Annotated in this window: 14 protein-coding genes; all 14 read left to right on the plus strand. The window is 65.4% G+C overall.

Annotated features, from left to right (window positions below):
• Positions 1-15: 15 nt before the first annotated feature.
• The 14 genes from rbfA (at position 16) to thyX (ending at position 13,557) form a co-directional block, all read left to right on the plus strand.
• The gene (rbfA, locus tag K8V11_RS10700; protein ID WP_303913980.1) at positions 16-456 is read left to right on the plus strand and encodes a 30S ribosome-binding factor RbfA; all 441 of its coding nucleotides are present in this window, start codon (positions 16-18) and stop codon (positions 454-456) included.
• Positions 457-554: 98 nt separating this feature from the next.
• Positions 555-1,835 carry an MATE family efflux transporter gene (locus K8V11_RS10705; RefSeq protein WP_303913982.1) on the plus strand — a complete coding sequence of 427 codons (1,281 nt, stop codon included), beginning with the start codon at positions 555-557 and terminating at the stop codon, positions 1,833-1,835.
• Positions 1,832-2,953, plus strand: a complete 1,122-nt coding sequence (locus K8V11_RS10710; RefSeq protein ID WP_303913857.1) for a metallophosphoesterase — start codon at positions 1,832-1,834, stop codon at positions 2,951-2,953. The genes K8V11_RS10705 and K8V11_RS10710 overlap by 4 nt, the downstream gene beginning before the upstream one ends.
• The gene (locus K8V11_RS10715; RefSeq protein WP_303913860.1) at positions 2,950-3,714 is read left to right on the plus strand and encodes a 4'-phosphopantetheinyl transferase; all 765 of its coding nucleotides are present in this window, start codon (positions 2,950-2,952) and stop codon (positions 3,712-3,714) included. The genes K8V11_RS10710 and K8V11_RS10715 overlap by 4 nt, the downstream gene beginning before the upstream one ends.
• 2 nt (positions 3,715-3,716) lie before the next feature.
• Entirely contained in the window at positions 3,717-4,622 is a 906-nt protein-coding gene (gene truB / locus K8V11_RS10720) for a tRNA pseudouridine(55) synthase TruB (RefSeq protein ID WP_303913862.1), read from the plus strand.
• A 41-nt stretch (positions 4,623-4,663) separates the two neighbouring features.
• Positions 4,664-5,671 (plus strand): bifunctional riboflavin kinase/FAD synthetase, encoded by a 1,008-nt coding sequence (locus K8V11_RS10725; RefSeq protein WP_303913985.1) that lies wholly within the window; start codon positions 4,664-4,666, stop codon positions 5,669-5,671.
• A 128-nt stretch (positions 5,672-5,799) separates the two neighbouring features.
• Entirely contained in the window at positions 5,800-6,069 is a 270-nt protein-coding gene (rpsO, locus tag K8V11_RS10730; protein WP_303913865.1) for a 30S ribosomal protein S15, read from the plus strand.
• A gap of 211 nt (positions 6,070-6,280) precedes the next feature.
• Entirely contained in the window at positions 6,281-7,045 is a 765-nt protein-coding gene (aqpZ, locus tag K8V11_RS10735) for an aquaporin Z (RefSeq protein WP_303913867.1), read from the plus strand.
• Positions 7,046-7,357: 312 nt separating this feature from the next.
• The gene (locus K8V11_RS10740; RefSeq protein WP_303913869.1) at positions 7,358-9,607 is read left to right on the plus strand and encodes a polyribonucleotide nucleotidyltransferase; all 2,250 of its coding nucleotides are present in this window, start codon (positions 7,358-7,360) and stop codon (positions 9,605-9,607) included.
• Between the two features lie 17 nt (positions 9,608-9,624).
• Positions 9,625-10,983 carry a pitrilysin family protein gene (locus K8V11_RS10745; RefSeq protein ID WP_303913872.1) on the plus strand — a complete coding sequence of 453 codons (1,359 nt, stop codon included), beginning with the start codon at positions 9,625-9,627 and terminating at the stop codon, positions 10,981-10,983.
• A gap of 46 nt (positions 10,984-11,029) precedes the next feature.
• Positions 11,030-11,782 (plus strand): 4-hydroxy-tetrahydrodipicolinate reductase, encoded by a 753-nt coding sequence (gene dapB / locus K8V11_RS10750; protein WP_303913877.1) that lies wholly within the window; start codon positions 11,030-11,032, stop codon positions 11,780-11,782.
• 15 nt (positions 11,783-11,797) lie between these two features.
• Positions 11,798-12,268 (plus strand): hypothetical protein, encoded by a 471-nt coding sequence (locus K8V11_RS10755; RefSeq protein WP_303913879.1) that lies wholly within the window; start codon positions 11,798-11,800, stop codon positions 12,266-12,268.
• Complete coding sequence (locus K8V11_RS10760) at positions 12,261-12,719, plus strand: flavodoxin (RefSeq protein ID WP_303913882.1); 459 nt, start codon at positions 12,261-12,263, stop codon at positions 12,717-12,719. The genes K8V11_RS10755 and K8V11_RS10760 overlap by 8 nt, the downstream gene beginning before the upstream one ends.
• Positions 12,720-12,804: 85 nt before the next feature.
• Positions 12,805-13,557: an FAD-dependent thymidylate synthase gene (thyX, locus tag K8V11_RS10765; protein WP_303913884.1), complete on the plus strand. Its 753-nt coding sequence runs from the start codon at positions 12,805-12,807 to the stop codon at positions 13,555-13,557.
• Positions 13,558-13,567 lie beyond the last annotated feature (10 nt).

A 13,567-nucleotide genomic window follows, 5' to 3' on the forward strand; every position in this document is an offset into this window, starting at 1 on the left:
ACCAGGGAGAATGAAATGAACGAGCGCGCGCGTGCAGGCCGCTTGGCCAAGCGTATTGCCGAGATCGTCGCCACGGCGATCGAGCACGAGATCAAGGATCCCCAGCTCGAATTCGTCACCGTCACCGATGCACGGCTGACCGCGGACCTGCGCGATGCAACCGTGTTCTACACCGTGCGCGGTCGCACCCTCGACGAAGAGCCCGACCATGAGGCCGCCGCCGCATCGCTTGAGCGCGCGAAGGGCCGCCTGCGGAGCATCGTCGGTCGTCAGACAGGAGTGAAGTTCACCCCAACCCTCGCGTTCCAAGCCGACACGGTCCCCGATGCGGCGCGGCAAATGGAAGATCTTCTCGCCAAGGCACGCCAGCAGGACGAAGAGGTTCGGCGCACGGCAGAGGGCGCGAAACCGGCCGGAGACGAAAACCCGTACAAGCTCGACGAAGACGAGCAGTAGTCGAAGTCGGCGTGCACCACGACGAAAGAACCGAGGAACACACGCGCCCGGCGTCATTCGGGAAGACCCTATTTGGTCTTGCCCTGCCGGTATTGCCGGTGCTCGCGGCGGAACCGATCTACCTTCTGGTTGACGGCGTGGTCGTTGGACGCGTCGGGTCGACCGAACTCGCGGCGCTCGGCATCGGTTCGCTACTGCTCACCCTTCTGGGCACACAAATGAACTTCCTGTCCTACGGGACGACGGCGCGTGCCGCACGTTACTTCGGCGCCGGCCGAACCGACCTCGCGGTACGCGAAGGAATACAGGCCTCCTGGATCGCCGGGGGAGTCGGGCTCGCGGTGGTTGCCGTCCTCCTCGTGCTTCTCGGCCCGATCACCGGGGCACTCACCCCGGATCCACACGTGGCGCAGTTGGCGCGGAATTGGCTGCATATCGCGGCCTGGGGCATTCCGCTCATTCTCCTCACCGCGGCCGGAAACGGCTGGTTGCGCGGAGTGCAACGCACCCGGGAGCCTCTGGCCTTCGTAGTTGGCGGTATCGCGGTGTCCACGGCCCTGTGCTTCGCCCTTGTCCTCGGTCTCGGGCCCTTCCCCGAACTTGGGCTCCAAGGCTCGGCTATCGCCAACATCGTCGGGCAGGCATGCGCTGCATTCGGCATGCTCGCAGCGCTCTTCGCACAGAAGCATCGTTACGGTCTTCCTATTCGTCCGCTGCCCGACGTCATCGTTACACAACTACGTCTCGGCGGAGATCTCATCGTCCGGACCGCAGCGTTCCAGGTCACGTTCTTCGCTGCGACCAAAACCGCCGGTGAGGCGGGAAATGCCACTCTCGGTGCCCACCACCTCGGCGGCCAGGTGTGGAACCTCATCTCCCTCGTGCTCGACTCGGTAGCGATCGCGGCTCAAGCCGTCATCGGACAGGCCCTTGGAGCTTCCGACAGCGAGCGGGTTCGCCGATTCACCAAGCTCACCGTCACATGGTCCTTGGGGCTCGGAGTCGCGCTCGCGATCGTCATCGCGGCGCTGCACGGACCGATCGTGTCGATGTTGACCTCCGACCCGGATGTAGCCGAACGGTTCCGCGTTGCAGTTTTCGCGGCGGCGCTCCTGTGCATTCCGGCCTCCGTGGTGTTCGGGCTCGACGGGGTTCTACTCGGCGCCGCCGATGCAGCCTTCCTACGCAAGCTCACCGTGGTCACCGCGCTGGGGTGCTACCTCCCGGTGCTAGTCGCGACCCACTACTTTGGATGGGGGCTGGAAGGGATCTGGGCCGGTCTCGGCGCATTTATCCTCGGCCGGCTCGTCGGCGTCGCACTTCGGGCTCGTTCCGAAACGTGGATGCGGATGGGAACGCCGCAGGGAGGGAGCATATGAGCTCGAACTCGAAAGACAACAGCGCGGATCCCGTCGTCAATCCGGCCGATCCCGAATCGGTCGCCGCCGCAGCAGATTACCTGTTGTCCGGTCGTGCTCACGCTTTTTCTGCGCCGGACGCCGGCGCCGCAAAGACGCCTGAGGCAGGCACCGATGTCGACCCCGGCCACGCCACGGTGCGGGCCATCGCCGACCTGCATGCCGCGAGTCGCGGAAATCGCTCGGTTGTCGCCGGCCTTCAACCGTCGCACCCCGGAGACTGGCTCATCGTCGCCGGCGACGTCGCCGAACGTCTCGCGGATATCGCCGACGTCCTCGCCACGCTCGCCGAGCGATTCGCGCGCGTCATCTGGGTGCCCGGCAACCACGAACTGTGGGGAGGACGCATCGGCCTCGACGGTCTTGCCGCGCCCACGCGCTACGCCGTCATGGTCGAGATCTGCCGGCAGCTGGGCATCGATACTCCCGAGGACCCGTATCCGCTCTGGGAAGGTGCCGGCGGCCCTGTACGCATCGTCCCTTTGTTCCTGCTCTACGACTACTCGTGGCGCCCGGACCCCCACGCGAGCATGTCCGAGGCGCTCGCCGCGGCGAGGGAGCGGCGGGTGGTCGCCACCGACGAGTACCTCATCGACCCGGCACCGTTCCCTTCGGTGTCGGCGTGGTGCTCCGAGCGGCTCGCGGAAGCGACGCGGACGCTCTCCAGGCTCGATCCGAGCGTTCCTACGGTACTGATCAATCACTGGCCACTGCACCGCGAACCGACCCGCATGCTTTTTCTGCAGGACTTCGCGATGTGGTGCGGTACCGAACACACCAGCCAATGGCCGCTCCGCTACAACGCGCAGACCTGCGTCTACGGGCATTTGCACATTCCACGCAGCCACATCGTCGACGGCGTCCGCTTCGAGGAGGTCTCGCTCGGGTACCCGCGCGAATGGCAACGGCGTGGCTTCCCCGAACCGTTGGCCCGCCAGATCGTTCCGGTACCGCAGGCCCCGCCGGTGCGGTGGCTGGATGACGGCGAAGGGCCTCATATCGCCGGACCGGGGGAGACCGGGCATCCGTTCCGGGAGGACATTACCGCCGATCAATGGGCAGAGGTGGCCGGAAAATGAAAAAGCCACGAGGTACCACGGGCGATGTGCTGCGCTCGGTGTTCCCCGACGGCGTGCGCGTGTCGTCCTGGGACGAGCTTCTCGCTGCGGGCCGGGACGAGGACGCCGCGATCGACAACCTGTGGCCGGCCGAGGCCGAGGCGAGCGCGACGTACGCGCCTCGGCGTCGTGCCGAATACGCGTCGGTGCGCGACTGTGCGCGCGAAGCACTGCGAGGAGAGGGGATTGCGCCGGCCGCGATCGTCAAGGGTCAACGAGGTGCCCCGGTGTTCCCGCCGAACGTGGTGGGCGCGATTACCCACACCGATGGCCTCCGGGCAGCCGCAATCGCCAGACAGGAACGGTTCCGCAGCCTCGGCGTGGACGCCGAACCCCACGAGGGGCTTCCGCCCGGAGTTCTCGACGCCGTTTCTCTTCCGTCCGAAAGGGACTGGGTTCGCGCCGTGCTCGCCGGAGAACCGGAGCTACGCGTGGACAAACTACTCTTCAGCGCGAAGGAGGCCACATACAAGGCGTGGTTCCCGCTCACAAGGCGATGGCTTGGTTTCGAGGACGCCGAGTTGACCTTCTCCACGGAGGATGTAGCTCACACCGCTGCGGGCATAAGCGCTCGAGGTACGTTTTCGTCTCGGATTCTCATTGCGCCCGACGTCATCGACGGAGGTGCCCCACTACATGCGTTGAGCGGCCGTTGGGTCATCGATACCGGATTCGTGGTGGCTGCTATAGCTGTAGAGCAGAGCGCGCCCGATAGGCTGTGAGCATGGCCGGAAAAGCGAAAGTCCAACGACCAGCACCGCCGCCGGGGATCGTCGTCGTCGACAAGCCCACCGGTCTCACCAGCCACGATGTGGTCGCGAGGTGCCGCCGGTTCTTCGGAACCCGAAAGGTCGGGCACGCCGGGACGCTTGACCCGGATGCGACCGGGGTGCTCGTCGTGGGTATCGAGCGTGCGACCAAATTGCTCGGACACCTCGCATTGACGAGCAAGTCCTATGACGCCACGATCAGGCTCGGCGCAGCCACGAGCACCGACGATGCCGAAGGAGAGGTCATCTCCGGAGCGTCTGCCGCCGGACTCGGCGAGCCCGAACTCGGTGCCGCTATCGCTGCTTTGACCGGGGAGATCATGCAACGCCCGTCGGCGGTCTCGGCGATCAAGATCGCGGGAAAACGCGCGCACGAACGCGTCCGCGAGGGGGAGAGCGTAGAGATCCCGGCTCGCCCCGTTACCGTCCACCGATTCGATGTCCTGGCGATCCGCGCAGCCGGGGATTACCTCGACGTCGACGTCAGCGTCGACTGTTCGTCGGGGACCTATATCCGTGCCCTCGCGCGGGACCTCGGCGAGGCGTTGGGGGTCGGTGGGCACCTCACCGCGCTGCGCCGGACACGGGTCGGCAATTTCGACCTGTCCGTCGCGCGCACCCTCGACGAGCTCGAGGAAGCCCCGACGCTGTCGGTACCGCTCCACGACGCCGTGCTGGCGAGCTTTCCGCATCGCGATATCTCAGCAGACGAGGCCGCGGGACTCGCGCACGGCAAATGGCTCGAGACCGTGGGCAATGCGGGAACCGTGGCCGCCGTAGACCCGGAGGGCACGCCGATTGCGTTGCTGGTCGAATCCGGCAGGCGGGCGGCCTCTGTATTCCTCGTCGACCCACAGTAGGTGCGATCGTGGCGGGTGCGCGTAACCTAGACTCCGTGCAATTGTGGCGAGAGTTCACCGATATCGACACCGAATCCGGTGTCGGCTCGCATGGCGCGAGCGTGGCCATTGGCGTGTTCGATGGCGTCCATAAGGGACACCAGAAGCTTCTGGCACACGCAGTCGGCGATGCGAAACGGCACGGCACCATGGCCGTGATGGTCACCTTCGACCCGCACCCGGTCGAGGTGATCATGCCCGGCAAGAGCCCCGAGACGCTCACCCCGTTGGTGCGTCGCGCCGAATTGGCCGCCGAGTACGGAATCGACGCCGTGTTCGCGATTCCCTTCGACAAGGAGATCGCCAGCTGGACGCCTGCCGAATTCTTCGACCGGTTGCTGGTCGAGCGTCTCCACGCGCGAAGTGTGGTCGTCGGAACGAATTTCACCTTCGGATATAAGGCTGCCGGCACCGCGGAGACCTTGAAGTCGCTGTGCGAGGCACGCGGCATCGAGTGCCATATCGAAGAGCTGGTCAGTGACGGCGAGGGAATTGTGTCCTCGACGGCGATCCGTCACGCCCTCGCCGAGGGGGACGCCCGGCGTGCAGGGCAGATGCTCGGCCGCCCGCACCGCGTCACAGGTGAAGTGATCCACGGAGAGGGACGCGGAGGCAAGGAACTCGGATATCCGACCGCAAACCTCAGCGCCGACATGCACGAATGCGTCCCAGTCGACGGTGTCTACGCCGGATGGTTCACCGTTCTCGATGACGGCGACCTCGAGGGATCCATGAAGGCAGGCACGCGCTATCCAGCTGCGATTTCAGTGGGCACCAACCCGACGTTCGACGACGAAGCCCGCACTGTCGAGGCGTTCGTCCTCGACGAGTCCAGCGATTTATACGGTCGCCACGCCGCGGTTGACTTCGTCGGGCATGTCCGCGGGATGGAGAAGTTCAACGGCATCGACGAGCTGCTCGAGGCCATGGACCGCGACGTGAAGATCGTCCGCGCGATGCTCGACGGCTGCGATGAGACGACCGGCATCTCGCGCGAGGGCCAGGGCTGATCGGTACCTCCGACGTCATACGATTAACGCCCGCGCCGAGGCGACGGGTAGAGTGATCACTCGGTCTTGCTGTGGTTCGCGGCGGCAGGACCCACTTACGTTCGCGAACTGGAACAACGGAGAACATCATGGCTTTGTCCACTGAAGAGAAGAAGAGCATCCTCGCCGAGTACGGCATCCACGAGTCCGATACGGGCTCGCCGGAGGCTCAGGTTGCGCTGCTTACCGCGCGCATTTCCTCGCTCACCGAGCACCTCAAGGACCACAAGCACGACCACCACTCCCGTCGTGGCCTGCTGCTCCTCGTCGGTCGTCGCCGTCGCCTGCTCAACTACGCGGCGAAGTCGGACATCCAGCGCTACCGTAAGCTCATCGAGCGCCTCGGCCTCCGCCGCTAGGACGCCGGGAGCGCCTCTGCGCTGACCAGCATACTTTTCTGTGCCCCTGTCGAATAGGCAGGGGCACAGTGCATTTCGATTTCCTTTCCGACCGAAGATGAACCTCGCTCCAACCGCCGAAGTGAAAGCGCTAGAAGTGCGGTAGATCACAGGCTAATGTTTGCGATGTAGGGCCCCTCTTCGTGTTTATGCAGGTGAAAGGATCGACACCATGGCCGCTGCCATGTCTCACCGCCTGTGGGCGGAATTTATCGGAACGTTCTGGCTCGTCCTCGGTGGCTGTGGTACCGCAGTCCTCGCGGCAAAGGTGGTACAGGACGGATCTATCAACATGGGCGTCGGCTTCGTCGGCGTCGCGCTAGCATTCGGCCTCACGGTTGTCACGGGCGCGTACGCCCTCGGACATATCTCCGGCGGCCACTTCAACCCGGCGGTGACATTCGGCTGCGCGGTGGCAAGGCGCGTCGAATGGTCGGCAGTCCTGCCCTACTGGATCGTCCAGATCGTCGGAGCATCCGTCGCCGGTGGCGTTCTTTTCGTCATTGCCTCGGGCAAGGACGGGTTCTCAGCGTCCGAATCGGGCTTTGCGAGCAACGGCTATGGCGAATTCTCCCCGGACGGCTACTCGTTGCTCGCGGTGATAGTCACGGAAACCGTACTCACCGCGGTGTTCGTCTGGGTCATCCTCGGGGTCACCTCGAAGAAGGCACCGAATGGATTCGGGCCGTTGGCTATCGGTCTCTCCCTCACACTGATCCACCTCATCGCCATCCCCGTGTCGAATACCTCGGTGAATCCGGCCCGTTCGCTCGGCGTCGCATGGTTCGCCGGCGGGGATCACCTCGCGCAGGTATGGGTGTTCATTCTCGCTCCGCTCGTCGGTGCCGCCATCGCCGGGATCAGCTACGCGGTGCTTACCGGCGACGAGGACGAGACGCCTGCCGAAGAGGAGGCTCGCGTCGGAGCGGAGGGCTAGAGGCTTCTTCGATTCAGCGTGTTGCAGGGGCGGGGACCTCAGTCGATGGGGTTCCGCCCCTGCGGCGCGCCGGGCTTGCGCCGCTGGTCGAACGGCAGCGATGGGTGATAGCCTGGCATTTGTCCGCGCAGGATATGGGCGCAGAGCGACCAAGGGGCTCGGTCCTCGGTAGTGGCAGCCGAACATTCGCGTAGAACGCGCAGGACTTTCCCACTCTTTCGGCTGCTTCGATCGAAGGCCGCCCACCTTACTCTGCACCCTGGCTGCTGCGTAGACGTGTGTTTGCACCATCTACAGTCAGGAAAGTTTTTCATGTCTTCACATAAGGCAACGGAAGTCGAAGAAGGAGTCTTCGAGTCCGTAGCTGTCATCAACAACGGCGCGTTCGGCACCCGCGAGGTGCGGTTCGAGACGGGCCTCCTCGCCCGCCAGGCCGCCGGTTCCGTCGCGGCGTACCTCGACGAGGAGACCATGCTTCTGTCGGCAACCGCCGCCGGCAAGCACCCGCGAGAGGGTTTCGACTTCTTCCCCCTCACGGTTGACGTCGAGGAGCGCATGTATGCGGCCGGCCGCATCCCCGGTTCCTTCTTCCGTCGCGAGGGCCGCCCCTCGACCGATGCCATCCTCACCGCACGCCTCATCGACCGGCCGCTGCGTCCGAGCTTCGTCTCGGGTCTGCGCAACGAGATCCAGGTCGTCATCACGGTGATGAGCCAGAACCCGTCCGACCTGTATGACGTCGTCGCGATCAACGCGGCGTCTGCGTCGACGCAGCTGTCCGGTCTGCCGTTCAGCGGACCGATCGGTGGCGTGCGCGTCTCCCTCATCCCGACCGCGGAGAACCCGAAGGGCCAGTGGGTCGCATTCCCGACCGTCGAGCAGACCGAGGCCTCCGTCTTCGACATGATCGTCGCCGGGCGCGTGGTCTCCGGTTCCGGAGCCGACGCCGACGTCGCGATCATGATGGTCGAGGCCGGCGCCTCGAACACGGTGGTCGACAAGGTCAACTCCGGCCTGCAGGCTCCGACCGAAGAGGTCGTCGCCGAGGGGCTGGAGGCCGCCAAGCCCTTCATCGCAGAGCTCTGCGGCGCGCAGGCCGCGCTCGCGGACGTGGCAAAGAAGGAAGCGCGCGAATTCCCGCTATTCCCCGAATACGCCGACGACGCCTTTGCCGCCGTGGAGAAGGCCGCCGGCAAGCGCATCGGCGAGGTCATGTCCATCGCCGACAAGCAGGAACGCGACATCGCGATCGCCTCGCTGCAGGAAGAAGTCCTCGACTCGCTCGCGGGCGACTTCTCCGATCGCGAGAAGGAACTCGGCAACGCGTTCCGCTCGCTCACGAAGAAGACCGTGCGTAGCCGGATCCTCACCGAGCACTTCCGCATCGACGGCCGCGGCACCACCGACATCCGCGCGCTGAGCGTCGGTGTCGACATCGTCCCGCGTGCTCACGGCTCGGCGCTGTTCGAGCGCGGCGAGACCCAGATCATGGGCGTCACCACCCTCGACATGGTGAAGATGGCCCAGCAGATCGACTCGCTCGGTCCCGTCACGTCCAAGCGATACATGCACCACTACAACTTCCCGCCGTACTCCACCGGTGAGACGGGCCGAGTCGGTTCGCCCAAGCGCCGCGAGATCGGCCACGGTGCGCTCGCGGAGCGCGCCGTCGAACCGGTTCTGCCATCGGTCGAGGAGTTCCCGTACGCGATCCGACAGGTGTCCGAGGCGCTCGGCTCCAACGGTTCGACCTCGATGGGATCGGTGTGTGCCTCGACACTGTCGCTGCTCAACGCCGGTGTTCCCCTCAAGGCGCCGGTCGCCGGCATCGCCATGGGCCTCGTGTCCGACGAGGTCGACGGTGAGACTCGCTACGTCGCGCTCACCGACATCCTCGGCGCCGAGGACGCGTTCGGCGACATGGACTTCAAGGTCGCCGGTACCGCCCAGTTCGTCACCGCCCTGCAGCTCGACACCAAGCTCGCCGGCATTCCGTCCGGCGTACTCGCCGCGGCGCTCAAGCAAGCCCGCGATGCACGCCTGACCATCCTCGAGGTCATGTCCGACGCGATCGACGAGCCTGACGAGATGAGCCCGTACGCCCCGCGCGTGCAGTCCATCAAGATCCCGCTCGACAAGATCGGCGAGGTGATCGGACCCAAGGGCAAGAACATCAACACCATCACCGAGGAGACCGGCGCGAACATCTCCATCGAGGACGATGGCACGGTGTTCATCGGCGCCACCGATGGCGAGTCGGCGCAAGCCGCAATCGATCGAATCAACTCGATCGCGAATCCGCAGCTGCCGCAGGTTGGCGAGCGATTCCTCGGAACGATGGTCAAGGCGGCCCCGTTCGGCGCGTTCATCTCGTTGCTGCCGGGCCGTGATGGCCTCCTCCACATCTCGAAGATCGGCGGCAACAAGCGCATCGCCAAGGTCGAGGATGTGCTCAACGTCGGCGACAAGATCGAGGTCGAGATTGCCGAGATCGACAACCGCGGCAAGATCAGCCTGATCCCCGTGGAGAACGAGGCCGCCGAGGAGCAGGCCGAGTCGTAGGCATTAACCTCGGGCAGGTGAACACTGCCAAGAAGGTCACCGAAGGGCCCCGGATCTCCGAGCTGTCGTCGGGCGTACGCGTCGTCAGCGAGGAAATGCCGGGGCTTTCCGGTATCACCTGCGGGGTATGGCTCGGAATGGGCTCGACCGATGAGCGCCCTGGGACCGGCGGCCACAGCAGCGAGCACGGGGGAATGCACTTCCTCGAGCACGTGCTGTTCAAAGGCACCACACGTTTCGACGCCTTCGAGATCGCCTCACGCACGGATGCCGCCGGCGCGGAGATCAACGCGTTCACTGCCAAAGAACACACCTGCTTCCACATGCAGGTTCCCACCGGGCACGAGTGGGAGGCCCTCGATGTTCTCGCTTCGGTGGTGGTCGAGGGGACGTGCACCGACGAGGCCGTGGACGTGGAGCGAGGCGTCATCGCCGACGAGATCGCCGGTCGCGATGACGACCCGGAGGACCTCGCCGGCGAGATCGGCTACTCGATGGCGTTGCCCGGCCATCCGCTCGGCCGCTCCATCCTCGGGGATTCTCGCGAACTCGACGCGCTCACCCCGGCAGCTCTGCGCCGCCTGCACTCGCGCGCAATGGACGCGGAAAACATTGTCATAGCCGCGGTCGGCCCAGTTGATCACGACGAACTGTGCGCCCGCCTCGAGGACTCGCCGTTCGCGGATCTTACGTCCGGCCGCGCGGAAGAGCGCTACGCAGAGCGCGCATTCGGCTCGCCACGCCTGCACGCCGCCCGTGGAGCGCTTGCCGCGATTCGCGTCGAAGGACAGCAGACCCACGTCGGACTCACGGTGCTCACCCCGGCGCGAGACGACCCCCGCCGCCCGGCGGTTCACGTCGCCGCGGCGGTGCTCGGTGCGGGCGTGTCGTCCCGGATGTTTCAGGGCATCCGCGAGAAATACGGCGTCGGATACAACGTCTTCGCCGGGGTCGACCAGTTCGGGCCGGCCGGGATCCTGCAGATTGGTGCAAGCGCTCCGGCGAACAGGGCACAGCACTTGATGACGGCGGTCGCAGAGGAACTCCGCGCGTTCGACGTCATGCCTCCGGACGAGGCGGAACTGCGACGAGCAACGGGCTACCTGCGCGGTGCGATCCTCCTCGGTTACGACGACCCGATGGTGCGCATGGGAAGGTTGGGCAGACACCTTCTCGAACGCGGGCGACTCACCACGGTCGAAGTGTCGATCGAGCGGTTGCGCCAGGTGAGCGCCGCCGACGTCGCCGAGGCCTGGGAACTGGTCACCGCGCGGGGCTGGCACACCGTCGTCGCCGGGCCCGGACGCGAGCGCGGGTTACGCAAGGTCGCGTCGCCACTGGCACGGCACATAAATGACGCCGGACGCGCTCGGTAGAGTGAAGCGAAGAGGAATTCGGCACCAACAACGTAGGGGAGTGACGATGAGCGAAACACTCAAGGTCGGAGTGCTCGGCGCGAAGGGACGCGTGGGGTCGACGATCTGCGACGGCGTGGAAGCGGCCGAGGACATGGAGCTCGTCGCGCGGATCGATGACGGCGATTCGCTGGAGAACCTGGTCTCCGCCGGTGCCGAGATCGTCGTCGACTTCACGCACCCGGACGTCGTTCTGGGCAATCTCGAATTCCTGGTTGGGCACGATATCCACGCGGTCGTCGGAACTACCGGGTTCACCGAGGAACGCCTCGAGAAGGTGCGCGGGTTCCTGTCCAAGCACCCGGGCACCGGCGTGCTTGTTGCGCCGAACTTCGCCATCGGTGCGATCCTTATGATGCGCTTCGCCCAGCAGGCCGCGAAGTACTACCCGTCTACCGAGATCATCGAGCTCCACCACCCGCGGAAGGCAGACGCACCCTCGGGAACTGCGCGGCTCACGGCCGAACTCGTCGGGCAGGCGCGCAAGGACGCCGGTCTCGGTGAGCAGCCCGACGCCACGTCGACGGAACTCGACGGCGCGCGCGGTGCCGAGGTCGACGGCGTGCCGGTGCATTCGATCCGCCTCACCGGACTCGTCGCCCACCAGGAAGTCTTGTTCGGCACAGAGGGGGAGACGCTCACGATCCGCCACGACTCCATGGATCGGACCTCGTTCGTGCCCGGCGTGCTGCTCGGTGTCCGGAGCATCAAGGCGCACCCGGGGCTCACGGTGGGCCTCGACAACTTCATGGACTTCTAGAAGGAATCGCTCGCTGTGCTGAAGTACGTCAAGCCCGCCTTGATGGTGTTGGTGATTCTCGGTCTGTTGCTCGCGTTCGGCCTGCTCATCGCCCAGGGAATCGCCGGGCTTCGCAGCTCGGAGGTAACCGAGAAGGGCTTCGGTATCGGGCTCATCGTCCTCGCGCTCCTGGGCGCGTGGAGCATCTGGGTGCTGGTGCGCAACGGTTTCGAGTTGCAGAACATCTCGGCTCGCGCCCGCGCCGAGGGCTTCGAGTTGGACACCTCCGGTCTGGAGCGGCGCCCATCGGGCCGCATCATGCCCGGCTCGGCGGACGCTCTGTTCGCCGAGGTGTCGAAGGAATACGAGGCGGACCCGGACAATTGGCGCGTGCAGTACCGACTTGCGCGCGCATACGACCACGCCGGGGACCGCGCCAGAGGGCGTGAATACATGAAAAAGGCGGTCGCGGGAGAGGCCGCGGAGAGAAAGGCATCGCGTGGCTAGCTATACGCTTCTGCTCGTCCATCACACCCCTTCGCCCGGAGTCGAGTCGTTGCGGGAATCCATGATCGAGGCGCTCGGGCAAGAGGGGCTTGAAGACATTTCGGTCACGTGCGTTCCCGCGCTCGGCGCCACGGCATCCCACGTACTCGAGGCCGATGCCATCTGTCTGCTCACCCCGGCGAACATCGGATACATGTCCGGAGCTCTCAAACACTTCTTCGACCAGATTTATTACCCGTGCCTGGACGCGACCAAGTCCGTGCCTTACGGGGTCGTCGTCCACGGTAACGACGACACCACCGGAGCGGTGAAATCGATCGAGAAGATCGCCGGGGCGTTGCAATGGAAGCAGGCACAGCCCGCGGTCGAGATAATCGGCGACGTCGGAGCGTCCGAAAGGGAACAGGCGGGGGAGGCTGCAGCGGGAGTCGCCGCGTCGCTCTTGCTCTAGCCGCCATCGCGCGCACTTCCCGAAGGGCCGGATGCCAATGGCGATAGCCCCGAACCACAACCATCGACTAGGAGACACACCAAGGATGAGCGAGCTACTGAGCCGGCAGGTGAAGGTGGTTGCCCACACCGAGTTCTTCCCACCGGAGGACCTCGGGTGGGACGCCGATGCCACGGGCGGCGAAGCGCTCGCCGAGTTCGCAGGTCGCGCCTGCTACCAGTCCTGGGACAAGCCCAATCCGCGCACGGCGACCAACGCGGCGTATCTGCGACACATTCTCGAGGTGGGCCACACCAGCGTCTTCGAGCACGCGAGCGTGTCGTTCTATATCACCGGCATCTCCCGGTCCTGCACCCACGAGCTGATCCGGCACCGCCATTTCTCCTATTCGCAGCTCTCTCAACGATTTGTGCCCGAGCACGATTCGAAGGTCGTGCCTCCGCCTGCCATCGAGGACGATCCGGAGCTGCTCGCCATTTTCGAGAGGGTCGCGGATTCGTCCCGCGAGGCGTACGCCGAATTGTTGACGGCGCTGGAGGCGAAATTCGCCGACGTCCCCAACCCGATGTTGCGCCGCAAGCAGGCGCGACAGGCGGCGCGCTCGGTCCTGCCGAACGCGACCGAGACTCGCATCGTGGTGTCTGGCAACTACAGGTCGTGGCGGCACTTCATCGGCATGCGCGCCACCGAACACGCGGACACGGAGATCCGCGGTCTCGCCATCGACTGCCTGCGCAAGCTCCAGGACCTCGCACCGAACGTGTTCGCAGACTTCGAGATCTCCCAAATGGACGATGGCTCCGAGATCGCCATCAGCCCGTACGTGGTCGAGGGGTAAGAGGTGCCGC

This window comes from Dietzia timorensis, assembly GCF_020742175.1.
Taxonomy (GTDB): Bacteria; Actinomycetota; Actinomycetes; order Mycobacteriales; family Mycobacteriaceae; genus Dietzia; species Dietzia timorensis_A.